This is a genomic window from Thermoactinomyces daqus, assembly GCF_000763315.1.
Classification (GTDB): Bacteria; Bacillota; Bacilli; order Thermoactinomycetales; family Thermoactinomycetaceae; genus Thermoactinomyces_A; species Thermoactinomyces_A daqus.
On sequence record NZ_JPST01000012.1, the window covers coordinates 88286 to 107678 of the forward strand.

The 19393-nt window shown below is 50.7% G+C and carries 23 protein-coding genes; 18 read left to right on the forward strand and 5 right to left on the reverse strand.

Annotated elements, in window-relative coordinates; all coding sequences use genetic code 11:
• Positions 1–37 precede the first annotated feature (37 nt).
• From JG50_RS0105290 to JG50_RS0105300, 3 genes are all read right to left on the reverse strand, one after another.
• Positions 38–394: a DUF2512 family protein gene (locus JG50_RS0105290; RefSeq protein ID WP_033100067.1), complete on the reverse strand. Its 357-nt coding sequence runs from the start codon at positions 392–394 to the stop codon at positions 38–40.
• 70 nt (positions 395–464) lie between these two features.
• Positions 465–686: a YbdD/YjiX family protein gene (locus JG50_RS0105295; protein ID WP_235281613.1), complete on the reverse strand. Its 222-nt coding sequence runs from the start codon at positions 684–686 to the stop codon at positions 465–467.
• The gene (locus tag JG50_RS0105300) at positions 683–2764 is read right to left on the reverse strand and encodes a carbon starvation CstA family protein (protein WP_033100068.1); all 2082 of its coding nucleotides are present in this window, start codon (positions 2762–2764) and stop codon (positions 683–685) included. Before JG50_RS0105300 ends, JG50_RS0105295 begins: the two co-directional genes overlap by 4 nt.
• A gap of 237 nt (positions 2765–3001) precedes the next feature.
• Between JG50_RS0105300 and gatC the strand changes: the two genes are divergently transcribed.
• From gatC to JG50_RS0105330, 6 genes are all read left to right on the forward strand, one after another.
• A complete protein-coding gene (gatC, locus tag JG50_RS0105305; protein ID WP_033100069.1) occupies positions 3002–3292 on the forward strand; it encodes an Asp-tRNA(Asn)/Glu-tRNA(Gln) amidotransferase subunit GatC in 291 nt (96 codons plus the stop codon).
• A gap of 11 nt (positions 3293–3303) precedes the next feature.
• The gene (gatA, locus tag JG50_RS0105310) at positions 3304–4770 is read left to right on the forward strand and encodes an Asp-tRNA(Asn)/Glu-tRNA(Gln) amidotransferase subunit GatA (protein WP_033100070.1); all 1467 of its coding nucleotides are present in this window, start codon (positions 3304–3306) and stop codon (positions 4768–4770) included.
• On the forward strand, positions 4767–6197 hold the full coding sequence (gatB, locus tag JG50_RS0105315) for an Asp-tRNA(Asn)/Glu-tRNA(Gln) amidotransferase subunit GatB (protein WP_033100071.1): 1431 nt from the start codon (positions 4767–4769) through the stop codon (positions 6195–6197). Before gatA ends, gatB begins: the two co-directional genes overlap by 4 nt.
• Positions 6198–6383: 186 nt before the next feature.
• Positions 6384–6686 carry a hypothetical protein gene (locus tag JG50_RS0105320; RefSeq protein ID WP_033100072.1) on the forward strand — a complete coding sequence of 101 codons (303 nt, stop codon included), beginning with the start codon at positions 6384–6386 and terminating at the stop codon, positions 6684–6686.
• 47 nt (positions 6687–6733) lie between these two features.
• Positions 6734–7513 (forward strand): sirohydrochlorin chelatase, encoded by a 780-nt coding sequence (locus JG50_RS0105325; protein ID WP_033100073.1) that lies wholly within the window; start codon positions 6734–6736, stop codon positions 7511–7513.
• A 100-nt stretch (positions 7514–7613) separates the two neighbouring features.
• Positions 7614–7817: a hypothetical protein gene (locus JG50_RS0105330; RefSeq protein ID WP_033100074.1), complete on the forward strand. Its 204-nt coding sequence runs from the start codon at positions 7614–7616 to the stop codon at positions 7815–7817.
• Positions 7818–7901: 84 nt separating this feature from the next.
• On the opposite strand, the gene JG50_RS0105335 is transcribed toward JG50_RS0105330, so the two are convergent.
• The gene (locus JG50_RS0105335) at positions 7902–8153 is read right to left on the reverse strand and encodes a YkuS family protein (RefSeq protein ID WP_033100075.1); all 252 of its coding nucleotides are present in this window, start codon (positions 8151–8153) and stop codon (positions 7902–7904) included.
• Between the two features lie 144 nt (positions 8154–8297).
• Between JG50_RS0105335 and JG50_RS0105340 the strand changes: the two genes are divergently transcribed.
• The 8 genes from JG50_RS0105340 (at position 8298) to JG50_RS0105375 (ending at position 16684) form a co-directional block, all read left to right on the forward strand.
• The gene (locus JG50_RS0105340; RefSeq protein WP_033100076.1) at positions 8298–8543 is read left to right on the forward strand and encodes a hypothetical protein; all 246 of its coding nucleotides are present in this window, start codon (positions 8298–8300) and stop codon (positions 8541–8543) included.
• A gap of 20 nt (positions 8544–8563) precedes the next feature.
• Positions 8564–9247: a YidC/Oxa1 family membrane protein insertase gene (locus JG50_RS0105345; RefSeq protein ID WP_033100077.1), complete on the forward strand. Its 684-nt coding sequence runs from the start codon at positions 8564–8566 to the stop codon at positions 9245–9247.
• Positions 9248–9456: 209 nt separating this feature from the next.
• Positions 9457–10875, forward strand: coding sequence for an NADP-dependent phosphogluconate dehydrogenase (gndA, locus tag JG50_RS0105350; protein WP_033100078.1), 1419 nt, complete (start codon positions 9457–9459; stop codon positions 10873–10875).
• Between the two features lie 246 nt (positions 10876–11121).
• Positions 11122–12420, forward strand: coding sequence for an NCS2 family permease (locus JG50_RS0105355; protein WP_033100079.1), 1299 nt, complete (start codon positions 11122–11124; stop codon positions 12418–12420).
• A gap of 301 nt (positions 12421–12721) precedes the next feature.
• The gene (locus JG50_RS0105360) at positions 12722–13606 is read left to right on the forward strand and encodes a YegS/Rv2252/BmrU family lipid kinase (RefSeq protein WP_033100080.1); all 885 of its coding nucleotides are present in this window, start codon (positions 12722–12724) and stop codon (positions 13604–13606) included.
• Between the two features lie 99 nt (positions 13607–13705).
• Positions 13706–15115, forward strand: a complete 1410-nt coding sequence (rlmD, locus tag JG50_RS0105365; RefSeq protein WP_235281614.1) for a 23S rRNA (uracil(1939)-C(5))-methyltransferase RlmD — start codon at positions 13706–13708, stop codon at positions 15113–15115.
• A 167-nt stretch (positions 15116–15282) separates the two neighbouring features.
• Entirely contained in the window at positions 15283–15933 is a 651-nt protein-coding gene (locus tag JG50_RS0105370; RefSeq protein ID WP_052154021.1) for a nitroreductase family protein, read from the forward strand.
• A 154-nt stretch (positions 15934–16087) separates the two neighbouring features.
• On the forward strand, positions 16088–16684 hold the full coding sequence (locus JG50_RS0105375) for an N-acetylmuramoyl-L-alanine amidase family protein (protein WP_052154022.1): 597 nt from the start codon (positions 16088–16090) through the stop codon (positions 16682–16684).
• A gap of 126 nt (positions 16685–16810) precedes the next feature.
• Here JG50_RS0105375 and JG50_RS0105380 read toward each other — a convergent pair whose 3' ends face one another.
• Positions 16811–17248, reverse strand: a complete 438-nt coding sequence (locus JG50_RS0105380; protein WP_033100082.1) for a peptidylprolyl isomerase — start codon at positions 17246–17248, stop codon at positions 16811–16813.
• A 153-nt stretch (positions 17249–17401) separates the two neighbouring features.
• On the opposite strand from JG50_RS0105380, the gene JG50_RS0105385 reads away from it, so the two are divergent.
• The 4 genes from JG50_RS0105385 to JG50_RS0105400 all read left to right on the forward strand — a co-directional run bounded on the left by JG50_RS0105385 (position 17402) and on the right by JG50_RS0105400 (position 19063).
• Positions 17402–17833: a hypothetical protein gene (locus tag JG50_RS0105385; RefSeq protein ID WP_033100083.1), complete on the forward strand. Its 432-nt coding sequence runs from the start codon at positions 17402–17404 to the stop codon at positions 17831–17833.
• Positions 17834–17896: 63 nt separating this feature from the next.
• Positions 17897–18136 carry a hypothetical protein gene (locus JG50_RS0105390; RefSeq protein ID WP_033100084.1) on the forward strand — a complete coding sequence of 80 codons (240 nt, stop codon included), beginning with the start codon at positions 17897–17899 and terminating at the stop codon, positions 18134–18136.
• A gap of 17 nt (positions 18137–18153) precedes the next feature.
• Positions 18154–18453, forward strand: a complete 300-nt coding sequence (locus tag JG50_RS0105395; protein ID WP_033100085.1) for an imm11 family protein — start codon at positions 18154–18156, stop codon at positions 18451–18453.
• Between the two features lie 145 nt (positions 18454–18598).
• Positions 18599–19063: a hypothetical protein gene (locus JG50_RS0105400; protein WP_033100086.1), complete on the forward strand. Its 465-nt coding sequence runs from the start codon at positions 18599–18601 to the stop codon at positions 19061–19063.
• Positions 19064–19393: the final 330 nt, after the last annotated feature.

Here is a 19393-nt window from a genome sequence, read left to right on the forward strand (position 1 = left end):
AACCAGGCGGTTCAGGGCCTGGTTTTTTGCTGCGCTTTTAAGCAAGCTCTTTTTGCGTCCTGCCAGTCCGAAGCAACCAGCGGTGCTGAAAATGTTCCGTCACGGCTAGCAGCCATCCTGTCACCAGAGCGCCAAACACATTGACATATGCGCCTGGGAGCAGTTGGCCGACAAAATAGACGATCAGCGAAGCGAAAATGAAATCGAGGACGTTATTTTCCCAAAGACGCCCGCGCCTGAGAAAGATGATTTCCATCAAGTGCCCCGTCAGAGCGAGCAAAACGCCGGTCACGATGGCCTGATAAATGTTAAAGAAGTACACTTCGCTCAGGACCCGGTCTGCGAAGATTACGACGAGCGGACAGATGATCAATTTAAGCAACAATCCGGCCATTCTTTCTCCTCCTCTACTTACATCATCTCAGACCGGGATTCTTTTTATGCAAGAAGAGGTTGGAGAAAGGTTAACAACAGCGGCGGATGGAGCCTCCCCCGTATTTTTCGTCGATGGCCCGCCGGTGAAATTCCGCTTCGGTCAGCGGGGTTTCATCCGGATGAGCTTTCCGGAAATGTTCCAGATAGCGTTCATAGTTGGGCACTCCCGCGATTTCATTCAGCACATTGGCGATTTTTCGGAAAGCCCGTTTCCATTTGGGGCAGGCCTGATCGCCATTCATGCGCATCATCCCCCGATCACCCCGGATTGACGGCCGATATAGGGAGATTCTTTTAATGGAAGCTTTTCACGCTTGACCAGGATTTTGTACCAGACGCGGATTGCATCAATGACGATCACGGCCACCAAAATCATGAAGATCGCAGTAAGAATGGCATCGATCTGATTATTCAGCACGATTCTTTGCATTTCTTCGACCGACTTGGCCGGGTTCAGCACCTGTCCGGAGGAAATTGCTTTTTGGTAGACATCGGCCGCTTTCAGAAAACTGATCGACGCTTTTTCATGGAAAAGCTTTTGCCAGCCGGCTGTCATGGTTACTGCCGTCAGCCAGGCAAGCGGGACGATGGTGATCCAGGAGTAAGCCGTTTTGCCCATTTTGATCAATATGGTTGAGCCGACGACCAGGGCGACGACCGCCAGCATCTGGTTGGCGATTCCAAACAGCGGCCATAACGTGTTAATCCCGCCAAGCGGGTCGACTACACCCTGATAGAGGAAATATCCCCAGGCGGCGACGATGAGCGCGCTGGACAGGACGTTGGCCGGGTACCAGTCGGTTTTGCCCAGTTTGGGGGCAAAGCGGCCTAGCAAGTCCTGCAGGATGAAACGCCCCACCCGCGTTCCGGCGTCGATGGTGGTCAGGATGAAGACGGCTTCAAAGAGAATGGCAAAATGATACCAAAAAGCCATCATTGTTTTGCCGCCGATGATGCTCGAGAATATGGTGGCCATTCCAATCGCCAGCGTCGGAGCGCCTCCTGTGCGGGACAGGATGGTTTTTTCCCCGATCGATTGCGCCAACTGCTGAAGATCTTGCGGCGTGACTTTAAAGATGTCGCCAAATTGGGAAATCGTATGGGCGGCGGTTGCCAGATCCGTGCCGATCACCGAAGCGGGACTGTTCAGCGCAAAGTAGGTTCCCGGCGTCAAGACACAGGCGGCGATCAAAGCCATGATCGCGACAAACGATTCGGTCAGCATGCCCCCGTAGCCGATCATCGGCGCATGCGATTCGCGCATGATCATTTTCGGCGTTGTTCCCGAAGAGACCAGCGCATGGAATCCGGAGATGGAACCACAGGCGATGGTGATAAACACAAACGGGAACAGATTGCCGGCGAAAACGGGACCGGTTCCGTCGATAAAACGGGTAAACGCAGGCATCTGCAAATCCGGCATCACCAGCAGAATTCCGAGCGCCAAAGCCCCGATCGTTCCAACCTTGAGAAACGTGCTGAGGTAATCGCGAGGAGCCAGCAGCAGCCACACGGGCAGAACCGAAGCGATAAAGCCGTAGATGATCATCATCCAGGCAATCGTCTTTCCGTCAAACGTGAACAGGGCTGCGAGCGAAGGATGCTGGGAAACATACTGGCCGCCGTATAAAGCGAGCAAGAGCAGAACAAAGCCGATCAGGGATACTTCCAGCACCTTGCCGGGGCGGATATACCGCATGTACAGTCCCATGAACAAAGCGATCGGGAGCGTCATGGCGATGGTAAACATTCCCCACGGGCTGTTTGCGAGCGCTTTCACGACGACCAATGCGAGGACGGCAATCAGGATGATCATAATGCCCAGGATGGCAAACATCGCAGTAAATCCGCCGACCGGACCGATTTCTTCGCGGGCCATGTCCCCAAGCGATTTGCCGTTGCGGCGCATTGACCCGAACAAGATGATAAAATCCTGTACGGCTCCTCCGAGGACAACCCCGACGATAATCCATAAGGTTCCCGGGAGATAGCCCATCTGGGCAGCCAGAATCGGCCCTACCAGCGGTCCGGCCCCGGCGATCGCCGCAAAATGGTGTCCAAATAAGATCCATTTGTTGGTCGGCACAAAATCTTTTCCGTCATTATGAATTTCTGCCGGAGTTTTTCGATTGTCATCCAATTCAAAAACTTTTCTGGCCATAAAACGGGAATAAAACCGATAAGCGACTGCATAAGTGCAAATGGCGGCGACGATGAGCCACATGGCGTTGACCGATTCGCCCCGGTGCAGGGCCAAAATGGCGAAACCTGCTGCGCCGAGGGCGGAGATCGCAGCCCAAACGAGGATCGAAATCCAACGATTTTTCACGTCCGAGCCCTCCTGATTTCATAAATTTGATAAAAATAATGGAATTATACTTATTATACTGAAAAGATTTCAACATTTCGACACAAAAATATATTCTAACTCTACCCATTTGCCATTTTGTCGCAAGGGTATGATGAGGAATCAGCCCGTTTTGTGCTATACTGTTGAAAGATTTGAATGGGAAGACTGGAAATAGGTTTCCAATGTACCGATTGAGCGAATTTCGGAGGTGAAACGATGACGATTTCAAAAGAACAAGTGCAAAAAGTGGCTGCCTTGGCCCGCTTGAAACTGACCGAACAGGAAGCGGACCAATATACGGTTCAGCTTAACAATATTTTGCAATTCGCCGAGAAATTGAATGAATTGGAGACGGAGCAGGTGGAACCGACGAGCCATGTGCTTCCGATGGCAAACGTTTTGCGTGAAGACGAAGTGGTGCCCTCGCTTCCGCGTGAGAAAGCCTTGGCCAACGCACCGGATCAGCAGGATGGCATGTTCCGCGTTCCGGCAGTATTTGAAGAGTAAGGGGGAGAACGATGTCGCTGTTAAGAGAATCGCTCAAAGAAATACATAAGCGGCTTGCCAGCCGGGAACTTTCCGCGCGGGATCTGGCAGAAGAGTCGCTCAGGCAGATTGAACAGAAAGATAAAGAGGTGGGCGCTTTTCTCCTCGTCGATCAGGAAGGGGCCATGGAGCGCGCCGCCAAGTTGGACGAGCAATTGGCCGCAGAGGATCAGCGGGGGATTTTGGCCGCGTTGCCGGCGGGCATAAAGGATAACTTGTGTACCGAAGGAGTGACGACCACCTGCGGGAGCAGACTGCTCGCCAATTATGTGCCGATTTACAATGCGACAGTGGTGGACAAGTTGAATGAGGCCGGCGCAATCGCCATGGGCAAGCTGAACATGGATGAGTTTGCAATGGGGTCTTCGACGGAGAATTCCGCTTTCAAGCTGACGCGTAACCCATGGGATCTGGAACGGGTTCCCGGCGGTTCGAGCGGGGGTTCTGCCGCAGCTGTCGCAGCAGGCGAAGTCTATTTTGCACTCGGTTCGGATACGGGTGGTTCGATTCGCCAGCCTGCGGCATTTTGCGGAGTGGTCGGGCTGAAGCCTACTTACGGACGCGTTTCCCGGTATGGTTTGGTCGCTTTCGCCTCATCGCTTGATCAAATCGGCCCGCTGACGAAAAATGTCGAGGATGCCGCCTATGTGCTGCAAGCGATTTCCGGCTTGGATGTGAAAGATTCCACTTCCGCCGATGTGGAGGTTCCTGATTATTTGAGTGCGTTGACCGGGGAGATCAAGGGTCTTTCCGTCGGGGTGCCAAAGGAAATGATGGGGGAAGGCGTGTCAGCCGGCGTCCGCGCACGTGTGGAAGAGGCAATTCAAAAGCTGGAACAGATGGGAGCCACCATCAAGGAGGTATCGCTGCCGCATTCCGAGTATGCTGTCGCCACCTACTATTTGCTCGCTCCGGCGGAAGCTTCTTCCAACCTGGCCCGCTATGACGGAGTGCGATACGGAGTACGCAAACCCGGCAAAAATCTGCTGGACATGTACCTGGAAACACGGAGCCAGGGTTTTGGCCCGGAAGTGAAGCGCCGGATCATGCTCGGGACTTATGCGCTCAGCTCCGGTTATTATGATGCTTACTATCTCAAAGCGCAAAAGGTCCGCACCTTGATCCGTCAGGATTTTGAACGCATCTTTGAAGAAGTGGATGTGATCGTCGGCCCCACCGCCCCGACAACCGCCTTCAAAATCGGGGAAAAGGTGGATGACCCGCTGACCATGTATATGAACGACATTTTGACGATTCCGGTCAACCTGGCGGGATTGCCGGCGATCAGCGTTCCCTGCGGTCTGGCGGACGGACTTCCGGTCGGATTGCAGGTGATCGGCAAAGCGTTTGACGAGTCGACGATCCTGCGTGTGGCGCACGCTTATGAGCAAGCAACGGAACGCTTACCCGTTCCGCCGTTGGGAGGGATCGAGGCATGAGCAAATATGAAACAGTAATCGGACTGGAGGTTCACGTTGAGCTCTCCACCAAGACGAAAATCTTCTGCAACTGTTCCACCGAATTCGGTGCGCCGCCAAATACCCATACCTGCCCGGTTTGCCTGGGGCATCCGGGAGTTCTTCCCGTGCTCAATCGCGAGGTGGTCAACTTCGCGATCAAAGCGGCGATGGCCTTAAATTGCGAGATTGCCGAATACAGCAAGTTCGACCGGAAAAACTATTTTTATCCGGACTTGCCCAAAGCGTACCAAATCTCGCAATATGACCAGCCAATCGGAAAAAATGGCTGGATTGAGATCGAAGTGAACGGGGAGAAAAAGCGCATCGGCATCACCCGTCTGCACTTGGAAGAAGATGCCGGGAAGCTCAACCACATTGAAAACGGAGAAGGCTCCCTGGTCGACTTTAACCGCGTCGGAGTTCCGCTGATCGAAATCGTCTCCGAACCGGATCTGAGATCGCCGGCTGAAGCGCGGGCTTATCTGGAAAAATTGAAAACGATCATCCAATATACCGGCGTCTCCGATGTAAAAATGGAAGAAGGTTCGCTGCGCTGTGATGCCAATATCAGTTTGCGTCCGGTGGGGCAAACGGAGTTCGGCACCAAAACGGAAATGAAAAACCTCAACTCCTTCCGCAACGTGGAACGGGCTTTGGAATATGAACAAAAGCGCCAGGCGGAACTGTTGGATCGCGGTGAACAGGTGGTACAACAAACGCTGCGCTGGCTGGAAAACGAAAACCGCACCAAAACGATGAGAAGCAAAGAGGAAGCGCATGACTACCGCTACTTCCCGGAACCTGACCTGGTTCGCCTGCACATCGACGAAGCGTGGAAAGAAGAGATCCGCCGTTCGATTCCTGAACTGCCGGATGCCCGCAAAGCGCGCTATATGCGTGAGTTCGGGCTGTCGGATTATGATGCGGCCATCCTGACCGGATCCAAAGCGGTGGCCGATTATTTCGACATGACCGTAATGGAAAAAGCGGATCCGAAAACCGCTTCCAACTGGATCATTACCGAGTTGCTCGGATACCTTAACGCTGAGGGAAAAGAAATCGGCGAAATCAAAATGAAGCCGGTTCATCTGGCCGGGATGATCAAGTTGATCCAGAACGGAACCATCAGCAGCAAAATCGCGAAAAAAGTATTCAAGGAAATGCTGCAAACCGGGAAAGATCCGGAACAAATCGTGAAGGAAAAAGGGCTCACGCAAATCAGCGACGAAGGCCAGATCAAGGAGATCGTCGTGAAAGTGCTGTCCAATAACCCGCAGTCGATCGAAGACTTTAAAAACGGGAAAGACCGGGCGCTCGGTTTTCTCGTCGGCCAAGTGATGAAGGAGACGCGGGGCAAAGCGAATCCGCAGCTTGTCAACAAACTCATTCTGGAAGAAATCAAATAAAATTCTTGTTTCGGAGGGCTCGCCTCGGATGAAGGCGGGCTCCTTTTCGCAAAAAAACATTGATCTTTTCCCGGCATACCCAGGGATAACAGGAAAGCAAACACGGAGGGGAGCGGTTCCCCGTGGCTGATCATCGGGCGCGAAAACCCGAGTTGAAGCTTGTTTGCAGAAAAAGGAGGCTCATGATTGCAGATTTTTCATATCGTAATCGTCATTTTCTTTCTTTTATCGGGGATTTATCAACTGTATACAGGGGATATGCCGGTCTTGGCCATCCACTATTTTTTGATCGCCTTATATTTTTTCATCACCTATCAGGAATGGAGAGGGAACCCCTTTTCGCGACTGATCTATTGGCTGGCCATCTGCCTCTTGACGGCAGACGGACTCGCCAACCTGTTCATCTATTCGTACAGTCTGATCGGCGGGGTGATCAGTTTGATTTTTGCCTTCTTGGTATGGAAGTCCTCCCAGCGCCTTACGGGTTGAGAACAGGGCAATATCTTCTCACAGTTTAGCCAGGATGAGGTGATATCGTGGGAAAAAGAGGGATTCTGGTCATTGCTCACGGATCGAGTAAACCGGAATGGGTCCAACTGGTGGATGAAGCGGTAAGCCGGGTGGAAGTGGACCTGCCTGTGGCGACAGGTTTTCTGGAAATGGTGGAGGGACGGACGATATTGGACGGGATCCGGGCGCTCGAAACCGCGGGAGTCACCGAGATCATCGCTGTTCCGCTGTTTGTTTCTTCCGGCAGTACGCATATCGTAGAGATCGGATATTATTTGGGGCTGGTGTCCGAGCCGCAGATTGAAACAGAGGGAGAGAGATTGCCGATCAAGGCGCAAGTCCGGATGACGGACGCGATGGACGATCATCCCTTGATTGCGGAAATCTTGCTCGAACGTGCCCGTGAACTTTCTGAACAGCCGCAGCAGGAAGCGCTGTTATTGGTTGGGCACGGAAGTGAACTTCCCGGCTTTAAGGAGAAATGGGAAAACAGTATGAACAGCCTGGCCAGGCAACTTCAGGAAAAAATGGGCTTCCGGAAGACTGCATGCGCCACCCTGCATCCCGACAGCGTCCGGGAAAAAGCGGAAGCATTGCGTCGCACCTTTTCCCGCGTCATTGTGCTCCCGCTGTTCTTGAGCGAAGGTTATTTTACGAGAAAGGTGGTCCCCGGTCGGTTGCAGGGGCTTGATGTGCAATATTCCGGCAAAACCTATCTGCCGCATCCCCTGATTTCCCGCTGGATCGCATCCGTTGTCAAAGAGCAAAAGGCTGCTGCGGAAAATCCCACAATCCCTTCTGTTTAAGTGTTCGACAGCTTCCGGACGGCGAAGGCATTTTGGCCCAGGCTCATTGCGGATAAGACGAACATACAATAGTGAAGAATTGAACAGGAGGTGGATTGATTTGCAAAAGTATGTTTGCAGTCCTGAGCATCCCGATTACTACCTGCTGTGCCAGGCGTTTTATCATAACCGGGAAGCATACTGGGAATTAAAGCGCTTTTTGAGATCACAACGTTATGGACTGCCGCCGGATCCTCCTGCCCGCAACAATAATCCCGATCCGTCGCCAACCCCTGTGACGCCGGTACCGACCCCCGGTTTTTAAGCAGGAGATTGGAAGCGACAAAACGTTCGAGGCTGCTGATCTGATCGGTCAACAGCCTCGAACGTTTAAAACAGGCATTTATTCTCATTGGGGGAGCCGGTTTAATCGATCGCATACTTGTTCGGGTGTAAGCCCGTCGCAGTTGATCACCGGGCAATTGTGGACGATGTCTTCCATGCCCATCATGTTCCGGTCCTTCCCGGAAATGAGAATCGCGGAGTATTGGCCTTGATTTTGATTGGCCGTGCTGTTGTTCAGATCTTCCACTTGGAATCCTTCCCGGCTTAAGTATTCGCGGATGGGGGTAAGACCTGACTCAATGGCAACGCGTTTCATGAACGACCCTCCTAAGTAAGAATCTACGAATGTAGTTTGATTCAAAACGTCTGGTTTATGCAGGGAAAGAGAAAGAATTGTAGCCCTTCCCGAAATTCCGGGTTATAATGATAAACGACGATAGGATGAAAGGGGTGGCGAAATTTGGACTGGGACCTTTCCGCATTTGAATGTGTTCTGCTGTTGCTGACCGCTTGTGCTTTTTTATGGTCGGTCCGGTTTCAGTTTCATTTTTCGCACACCCGGGTTCAGCCGACTTGCGCCAGCAAAGCAATACTTCCCCGTGAACGGCAATGTTTGCCTTCGCGTGAAAGCTGGCTTCTCGTCACTCGCATGAAGATGGGAAATGCCGATGGGGAAGGACGGATGGATTCCACCTTGTTTTCATAAAAAAACGAGGAGGAATCCGGATGACGAATTGGACAATCATTCAAAAGTTGGCGCATTTGCTTCAGCCCGCGTTTGACCAGCTGTATCAGTGGCTGGGCGACTGGGGGTTGGCGCTGATCTTCTTTACTCTGCTCGTACGCGTTTGCCTGATTCCCGTTTCGCTCAGAACCGCCCGCTTGATGGCCAGTCAGTTTGTTTTTTCCCGGAAAGCGGCTGAATTGCAAAAAACATGGACCGGCTCGAAGGAAGAACTGAGCGGGGAGATCGCAAACCTGATGCAAAAACATAAATTCAATCCTTTCTCCATGCTGTTAAATGCCCTGTTGCAGTCACCGATTCTCGTGGCGGTTTTTGCCGTATTTTCTCATCTTGGAGCACAGGCGTCCTCCGTGCTGGTGCCATGGGTGGACAGTATTGGTTTACGGGACCCGTGGCATTTGCTGCCGCTGATCATCGCACTGCTGACCGGTTTGGCGAGTCGGGTCTCCCTCATTCCAAGGGAGTATACCCCAAATGTGAATGGTCAGGCGAAAATGAACTTTTTCCTGATGGCCGGGATCGCTCTTTTTATTCTTTGGTCAGCCCCGGTCGCAACCGCCCTTTATTACGGAACGTCCAGCTTGTGGGGTGTACTGGAACGAAAGGCTCTCTCCCGGTATACGCGAAAACTGATTGAAGCGCAGACAGAGGTGTCCACAGGGTAAGCTGAGGAGCATGGAAACTTGATTCATACAGGGGAACCGTTTGGCTTGAAAGAGCGAAATCGGTTCCTTTTTGTCTCTGATTGTGGAGGCAACATTCTCCTTTCCATGTTTTTTATTACGATGAAAATTTTAGTGGATAACAGGAGTAAGGAGAATGAGGAATGGGAAAATAGGTATAGAAATTCAGCGTGAATGAGGAGGGAAAATCGATGGCAAACAGCGATATTGGCGTAATCGGTCTGGCCGTCATGGGAAGAAATCTGGCACTCAACATGGAAAGCAAAGGTTTTACGGTGTCTCTGTTTAACCGCTCGCCGGAGCGAACCAAAGCACTTATCCATGAAAATCCGGGGAAAAAACTGGTTGGAACCTATACAATGCAGGAATTTATTGATTCCCTGAAAAAACCGCGAAAAATTATGCTCATGGTCAAAGCGGGGAAACCGACGGATGAAATGATCACGCAACTGAAGAAATATGTTGAACCGGGCGATATCATTATCGACGGTGGAAATGCCTATTATGAGGACACAATTCGGCGCAACCGCGATCTGGCCAGTTTGGGAGTTCATTTTGTCGGCACCGGCGTTTCCGGCGGAGAAGAGGGGGCGCTGAAAGGCCCGGCGATCATGCCCGGGGGGCAAAAAGAAGCGTACGAACAGGTTGAACCGATTTTGACGGCCATTTCCGCCAAAGTGAACGGCGAACCGTGCTGCACCTATATCGGTCCGAATGGAGCCGGCCATTATGTGAAAATGGTACATAATGGAATCGAGTACGGGGATATGCAGCTCATCAGCGAAGCCTACTTCCTGATGAAAAATCTGTTGAAAATGGAAGCGCAGGAGATGGCCGAGGTTTTTGCAGAGTGGAATCAAGGGGAGTTGGACAGCTATCTGATCCAAATCACGGCCGATATTCTTGCCAAAGTGGATAAAGAAACAGGCAAACCTTTGGTCGACCTGATCATTGATACGGCAGGGCAAAAAGGGACCGGAAAGTGGACGAGCCAAAGTTCGCTGGATCTCGGTGTGCCGCTGACGATTATCACGGAGTCGGTCTATGCCCGCTTCCTGTCCGCGATGAAAGAAGAAAGAATTCGGGCGAGCCGGGAACTGAAGGGACCCAACCTGCCCTGTACGGTTGTGGAGGATCGCGCTGCGTTTATCGAGTCGATTCGCAAAGCGCTCTATGCCAGCAAAATCTGTTCCTATGCTCAGGGATTCGCACAAATGAAGACGGCATCGGATGAATTTGGCTGGAATCTGAACCTGGGGGCCATCGCCAAAATCTTCCGCGGCGGATGCATCATCCGGGCCCGCTTCCTGCAAGATATTACCAAAGCCTACGAAAGCGATCCGGCCCTTCCCAACCTGCTGCTGAGTCCGTATTTCAAAGAGATTGTCGAATCCTATCAAGATGCATGGCGCGATGTCGTGGCCACCGCTGTGTTAAACGGGATTCCCGTTCCGGCGTTTGCCAGCAGCCTGAGCTATTACGACAGCTACCGTTCGGCTTCGCTTCCGGCCAACCTGCTGCAAGCTCAGCGCGATTATTTCGGTGCCCACACTTACCGCCGGATCGACCGGGAAGGGGTATTTCACACAAATTGGCTGCAAGAAGATTAAGATGAAGATTACCGAACAAGACGGGCCGAAGCTGTTGTTCAAGGCGGGCAACAGCTTCGGCCCTTTTATGTTGTTGTGAAAGAATGCAACTTTGGTGTTCCATCTTTTCCAACCATGCCGACTTGTTTTTGGCATGGTTTTTTATTGAAAGTGCATTTTATAAAATAAACCTTGCATCGTTTAATATAAACGAATATTATATAACATGGCTATGGCTAATATTCGTATTTGGAGGAACAATCGCCGATGTTTAAGATACAACAATATGGATCAACTGTTCGGAGAGAGATTGTCGCCGGGATTACGACCTTTGTGACCATGTCCTATATCATGGTTGTCAATCCGATTATTCTGTCCGATGCCGGTGTCCCCTTTGAAATGAGTTTTATGGCCACGATCATTGCCACGGTTGTGGGCACGTTGATCATGGGCTTATTTGCAAATTATCCGATCGCAATCGCGCCGGCCATGGGGCTCAATGCCTACTTTGCCTATTCCGTGGTCAAGGCGCACGCCGGGCTCGGTTATCAGGCCGGGTTTGCTGCCGTGTTTGTGGCAGGCCTTTTGTTTGTCCTCTTATCCCTGACACCGGTGCGCACCAAACTGATTGAGGTGATACCCGGCAATCTGAAAAGTGCGATTACCACCGGAATCGGGTTGTTTATCGCTTTTATCGGTTTGCGCATGTCCGGTCTGATTCAGGCACACCCGACCAATTTGGTTCAGTTGGGAAATGTGCATTCACCCTCGGCCATCCTTACTCTGATCGGTTTGGCTGTCACGCTGATCTGTCTGGCGCTGAACATTAACGGGGCTTTGTTTATCGGGATGATCGTGACGGGAATTTGCGCTTATTTTATGGGTTTGCTCTCTTTTAAAAAAGGATTTGTCTCCATGCCGCATCTGCCCGATCATCTGGCCATCAGCCCGGTACACGCCTTCCAGGATGTCATTCATTTCGGGCTGTATGCCGTGGTATTTTCCTTCTTGCTGGTTACGTTGTTCGATACGACCGGGACGGTTCTGGGGGTGGCCAGGCAGGCCAATCTGATGGAGGGAGACAAACTGCCGCGCGGGGAGCGTACGTTGCTGGCGGATTCGCTGGCTACCCTGGTCGGTTCACTGTTTGGTACAAGCCCCACCTCCGCCTATATTGAATCCGCTTCGGGTGTCGCTTCCGGCGGCCGAACCGGTTTGACGGCAGTGGTCATCGCGATCCTGTTTGCGATCTCGTCCTTTTTCAGCCCGTTGATCGGCGCAGTTTCCGGCATTTCGGCCATTACTTCCCCGGCTTTGATCATCGTGGGTTCGCTGATGGTCAGCCATGTGAGCCAGATCAACTGGAAAGAAATCGACGAAGCGTTTCCCGCTTTTCTCGTTATTTTGAGCATGCCGCTCACATCGAGCATCGCAACGGGAATTGCCCTTGGCTTCATCTCCTATCCTTTGATGAAAATTTTTAAAGGGAAGTGGAAAACGGTTCATCCGCTGGTGTATATCTTTGCAGTCCTGTTTATCCTGCAACTGGTTTACCTTCCGCACTGATCTCTTCCTGTGGAAAAGGCTTGGATCCCAGCTTCAAACGGATCCAGGCCTTTTTTCCGTAAAGGTTTGCCTCCCTGCCTTCTGATCCATCCCCGGGTTGTGCCTGTCGGTTATGATCGGTTTATCGCGTTATTGGGAAAGATAATAAAGGAAAATGAAGAAAAATCGACACAGGTTTGATCAGAATCACTTTGAAGTGAGCGGGGACGATGAGTAAACTTAACACTGGGAACGTTGATAAAAGTCGATGGAAGGCAGATTGTTGGAAGGATTTTAAAGCCGAGAAAAGGGGTGGGCAGAAATGAAGCGTGCTCGCCTGATTTACAATCCGACCGCCGGTCGCGAACTGGTGGAGAAAAAATTGCCCCTTTTATTGAAAAGGTTGGAAAAAGCGGGATATGAAACTTCTTGTTATGCGACGAGTAAACCGTGGAGTGCCGCGGAAGAAGCTGCATTGGCGGCTGAGCGCGGTTTTGATATAGTGATTGCCGCCGGCGGGGATGGAACGATTCACGAAGTGGTCAACGGATTGGCCCGGGTTCCCGACCCGCCCAAGCTGGGCATTCTGCCGGGGGGAACGACCAACGATTTGGCTCGGGCCTTGAAACTTCCGCGCGATCTGTGCGATGCTTGTGATGTGGTGGCCAGCGGGAAAACGATGATGGTGGATGTGGGCAAATTTGGCGGGCGCTATTTTATCAATGTAGCAGCAGCCGGGCGGATCACCGAGGTGACGTATGAAGCACCGAGCCGGCTGAAAACGGTGATCGGCCCGCTGGCCTATTATGCGAAAGCGATTGAAAAGTTGGGCACGATCAGCAAACCGTTTCCGATCAAGCTGAAAACGCCGCAAGGAGAGTGGGAAGAGGAGATTCTCTTGTTTATCGTGGCGAACAGCGTTTCGGTCGGCGGCTTTGGGCGGCTTGCTCCCGCTGCCGATCTGAGCGACGGCATGCTGGATGTCCTGATCGTGCCCAAAACCAACATCTCCGATTTGCTGCAATTGGCCGCCCTCGCATTTAAGGGGGAGCACGTTCGCGATTCCCGGATCGTCTATTTTCAAACAAACGAGCTTGAGATTGACACACCCGAACCGTTGAAGCTGAATCTGGACGGAGAGTGGGGCGGCGAGTTCAACGGACGGGTGGAGACAGTGCCGAACCATTTGGAAATTTTTTGTCCTTAAGGGCGTTCATCTCATTTGGTGAACGCTTTTTCTGTGAGGCGCCGGCCGGGGCGCAGGTGTCCCCCCTTCCGATATTGATTAAGCTCACGGGAATTCTGTTTGACAAGAGATGATGAAGGAGTTGGAGATGATTTGCAAAAGCTACCTGTTACCAAAGGGCAAGTGATTGAGCTTATGATCACCGGGCATGCGCATGACGGGGCGGGAGTGGGGAAAGTGGAAGGGTTTACCGTCTTTGTTCCGTTGGCCGTGCAGGGGGAAACAGTGCGCGCAAGAATTACGCAGGTGAAGAAAACGTATGCCAAGGCGGTCTTGGAAGAGATCGTCTCAGCCCATCCCGACCGAACCCGGCCGCTTTGCCCCGTCTATGAACAATGCGGCGGCTGCCAATTGCAGCATCTGTCCTATGAGATGCAGTTAAAGCAAAAGCGGCAACAGGTGATGGACCATTTTATGCGGATTGGGGGAATGACGGATGTTGTCATTCATCCCGTGCTGGGGATGGATGAGCCTTGGCGTTACCGAAACAAAGCGCAAGTTCCCTTTGGCTGGATCAACGGGCGGGCTGTCGCCGGGTTTTATGCTTCCGGCTCCCATGAAATCGTCGACATGGAATCATGCCTGATTCAGCACTCCGCCAACGATCAGGCTGTGGCCAAGGTGAAAGAGCTCGCACGGAAGCTGAAAATTCCCATTTATGATGAGGTCAAGCATCGTGGTGTGTTGCGCCATGTGATGGTGCGGACGGGGTATCACACCGGGGAAATGATGGTCGTCCTCGTCACCAATGGCGAGCACCTTCCACACAAAAAGGAGTTGGTGAGGGAACTGGTTGACTCCCTTCCGCAGCTCAAATCGGTCATGCAAAATATCAACACAAAGCGGACCAATGTGGTGCTGGGAGAAAAGTCGCGCGTCTTGTGGGGAGAAAACGTGATCCATGACAAAATCGGCGATGTGGTCTTCGCCATTTCACCGCACTCTTTTTTCCAGGTAAATCCTGTACAGACTAAGGTTTTATATGATCAAGTTGTTCGTTATGCCCAACTTTCCGGCGAGGAGACAGTCATTGACGCTTATTGCGGCATCGGAACGATTGCCCTCTATCTGGCCAAAAAGGCTCGCCGCGTTTACGGAGTGGAAATCGTGCCGCAAGCGATTCAGGATGCCAAAGAAAATGCCGGGCTGAACCATATGAACCATGTCCATTTTGAGGTGGGCCGTGCGGAAGAGGTAATGCCCCGCTGGCTGCGGGAAGGGATTCGCCCGGATGTCATCGTCGTCGATCCCCCGCGCAAGGGATGCGGCCCCGCAACATTGGATGCCGCAGTCGGCATGGGCCCCGAGCGCCTTGTCTATGTCTCCTGCAACTCGGCCACACTGGCACGGGACGCCAAATACTTAAAGGAAAGAGGATATCAGGTTACCGAGGTGCAGCCGGTCGATATGTTTCCCCATACCGGCCATGTGGAATGTGTCGCTTGTTTTGTGAAAAAGGAAGAGAACTGAAAAACCGTCAGAATGAACATACATGCCGCAACGGCTTCTTTGGCAGAATACAGGAGACAAGATCGCGGGGAAGCAATACACTTTCATGAAAAAAACTTGTATTTATCTACTAAGTTACTTTTTTAAAGTATAATAGAAGCAACCGCAGCAACCTGCGGGAGAAGGTGATGAAGCAGGGGGTTATCAAGGTGGAAGCGAAGGTTTATGATGCAATCGAAGTGATTAAAGCACGGGGAAGCGTACGCAAATTTACGCCCGGGGTGGAAATTCCGGCCGAGGAGCTGGATGAAATCTTGACCCTGGCGGCTAAAGCGCCTTCAGCCTGGAATTTGCAACACTGGCGTTATCTGGTGATTACGAAACCGGAGGTGAAAGAGCGCATCCTGCCGATCGCTTTCAATCAGGATCAGGTGGTGAACTCTTCCGCCACCGTGGTGATTCTGGGTGACCTGGAAGCGAATCGCTCTGTTCACGACGTATATGGAACGGCCTACAAACAAGGGCAGCTTCCCAAGGAAGTATATGAGACGATGGTCAGACAGGTGAACGCCGCTTATGAAAATAATCCGCAAGTGGCCCGGGATTCGGCGATCTTAAACGCTTCCCTTTCCGCGATGCAGTTGATGCTGGCGGCAAAAGCGAAAGGATACGACACCTGCCCAATGGGTGGATTTGACCGCGAAGCGTTGATCAAGGAGTTGAACATTCCTTCGCGTTACCTTCCGGTCATGCTGATTTCGATCGGTAAAGCAGCGGAACCGGCACGGCCGACAACCCGCTTTTCCCTTGATCAATTGGTGATTCGCGAAAGCTTTTAAGCAAGAGGCTGCCCGTCTGGGGGCGGCTTTTTGCCGTTTTATCGCCGCAAAAGATTCTTTTTTTCAGGTTTTTTTGGAGTTTGGGGGTGGGAAAAGTCGGGAACTGAGTAGTGAATCACATTTGAGAAAACCGGTGAAAGGGGGGATTTTGGTCATGTTGGTTTGTCTTGATCCCGGACACGGAGGGGAGGATGTTGGCGCGATCGGCTTTTCCCTGCTGGAAAAGAACGTCTGTCTGGATATCGCTTATCGTCTGCGGCGGAAACTGCTTGCCTATGAGGGGATCAAAGTAACCATGACCCGCTCCATCGACATCAATGTCAGTGCGGAAGAGCGGAGCCGGTGGGCCAATGAACAGGATGCGGATTTATTTTTGAGTATTCATACCAATGCATCCCCTGATTCTTCCTTGTCGGGATTTGCTTCTTATGTCAGTGTGATCGCCGGTTATGAAACGCGGCGGATTCAGTGCTGGCTTCACAATCAGATCGCCTGTTTTTTGCGCCGGTACGGGGTTGTCGATCTGGGCAAAAAGAATGATACGGAGATTTTCGGCGGACAGCTTCCGGTGTTGAGAAAGACAAAAATGCCGGCCATTTCCATTGCCTCGCTGTTTATCACGCACTCAAAAGAAAATCATCTCCTGGCCGATTCGGCATTTTTGGATCACTATGCCCAATGTATGGCTGAAGGAATTGCCAGGATTTACAAATGCAAACCCAGAGAAAACGTGAATTCTTTTTGTGAATAAAAGGATATTTGATCCTCGGCGATCGTTCCCGCGCATGACCGGAGAACGGTCGCCCGGAGCGTTTGTCCATAAACCATTTCAACACAAAAAGGCCGGCCCAACAGCCGACCCATGTGTGATGGCGGGTTATTCTTCCCAGACTTTAACTTCCTTCATCACAGTGCCCTGCTTCATATTCAGCACGTGTTCCATCCCTTCCGTCACCCGGCCGAACACGGTATGAACACCGTCGAGATGCGGTTGCGCTTCATGGACAATAAAAAACTGGCATGAACCGGTATCTTTCCCGCGGTGTGCCATCGACAGCGCGCCCGGCACGTGTTTGTGCGGGTTACCATTCGTTTCGCAGGGAATGGTGTAGCCTGCATCGCCCGTGCCAATCCCGTGAGGGCATCCGCCCTGGCTCACAAATCCGGGAATGACGCGATGAAAGATCAGGCCGTTATAAAAACCGGAATTGGCCAGCTTTTGAAAATTTTTAACCGTAATCGGCGCGGCTTCCGGGAAAAATTCGAGATGAATTTTTTCTCCATTTTCCAGTTCAATCGTACCTTTAATCGCCACGGATCAATATCTCCTCTCTCGATTCGTTCCTTCTCATTCTAGCTTACCTCGCTGGGCGTTTCAATCAGTTCCCTGCATGATGCCGGTGCTTAAAAAGATAAGAACAATGTTAGTCCAAGATTTCAAAATCCTTAATGACTGAGGAGGGATGAAATGAACAAGGTTCTGATGTTTTTTGTTATTTTTGGGCTTTTTCTCACAGGCTGCAGCGATCATTTGGAAGGCAATAAAGCCCCGTCTCCGGTTATTAAAATCAATGATCAGCCTGTAAAATACAGAGAACAAACGATCTGTTGGGACACACCATGCAATGACATTGATTTGAATAAAATAAAGGTTACACAACAAACCACGGCAAAACCGGGCGACCCATTAACAATTGTATTTGATCAATCTCCCCAACCAAGTACCATTAACCTGATAAGTAGAAAAGATCGAAAAATAACTAAACTAAAACCTGAAGATACCTTTCGTTTACCTCGGGAGCATGGAGATTACATTTATGATTTATTCGTCTTTTGGAATGACAGTAACGGAAGAACTGATGGGCAGGCCGTGTACAGTTTTTTAATTAAGATTCATTAGGAGCCTGGCCCGGGGAAAACGCGGATTTAAAACCCTGCGGCAAATGGCGATGGCGGGATGATCATGAAACTGTGGCAATTGAAAAGTTCATTGGATGGTTTTGAAACATTAGGGTATCGAGATTTTGATCGCTATTCTAAATTGGATGAGCTGCTGATTCAAATCGCGCCTCTTGCAGATCAATGGGGTTTTGTGGAGGTATGTACGATCGATGAAGGCGAGGATAGTGACTGTCCTCATTTTTGGGATTGTCCTATTCCTGTTTTTAGTGAAAAAGCAGTCCGTGTTTTAGTGATTTTTTAAAAGGCAGGGCAGAGGTATTGCCACTTCATCATGTGGAAAAGAGATTTTATGGGATACATGTCATTAATGCAATTAATGCGATTGATTACGATCGTGCAGTTATTAAACAGTTGGAAACAGGACTTCGGGTTGGTTTGCAAAAACATGCATTTGTTCAAGAAAAAATTGCAAGTGAACATATTTTCCGGATATATTTGGATGACCGGGTGCAGTGGAAGGTGTTTGTATCTAATGAGTTTAAAGAAGCCGTCGAGTCTGGCGGATTGGTTGGATTTCATTTTATCGAGGTTTGGGATCTGGAAAATACGGAAGCTTGATTTTTTCAATCAATCCCCCGTGCTTGGGGGGTTTTTCTTTATATAAAGGCGGTACATGTTTCAGCTGTTTTTAGCCAAACTACTCACACTGCGGAATTTGTTAACACCTATGTGTTTGCCGTGAACTTACAAGGGAGAGTTGAAAATGGCCTATATCGTTGATTTTAAAAATGTATCTGCCGTTGGTTTGGAATCTTCACCTGTGGCAGAAGCGCTTGCCGGGTTACGGGCGAATGAAGCGCGTTACTTTATGAATAAATACAAGCATGCATTTACGGTTGTACCGGCTTTCGAAAGCCAAGAAACCCTTGATTACGTGAATCGGATTTTGAAAGAAGAACGTGGCATTGAGTTGCAGGCCAAACCTTTGGAAACGTCGCGTTTTCAAGTGGAAAATATCAAAATGGCTTACGTCTTTTATGAGAACGGCCTTGTGGTCAACGTCATGTATTCGATTGATGAACCGAAGAAGCGGGCCGTTGGTTTTAAGCTTTCTGAGGGGATGGAAGTACCGGCGGAATTGGAAGGGAAGTTTAAATTTGCCAGGCAGAAGTCTAAACTGGCCGGAACCATTCGGGGCTCCTTTTTTGTCATAAAAGGAGAATATTGAAGTAAGGAATATGGAATCGACAGGTTCCGTAAACACCCCTGAATCCAAACACCGAAAACGGCTCCCTTGAGGGGTACAGCTTGTCGGTAAAGTTTGTTTTGTCCGACAAGGTGTAAAGGTACATGTTTATACCATTTCAATTAAAAAAGAATATTTTATAGAGAAAATGAGAAGAGGAGGAGTATGAATGGCGATACTCCAAAGGGGAGCGTGTGTAGGGGTTTATTTTAAGGGACCGACCGGTGTTCATAACGGGAAATTTATAGGACCTGTGACGAGTTATGTACCGTCGAAAGGGATTATCCGGGTATCAAAGAAAAGATACGATAC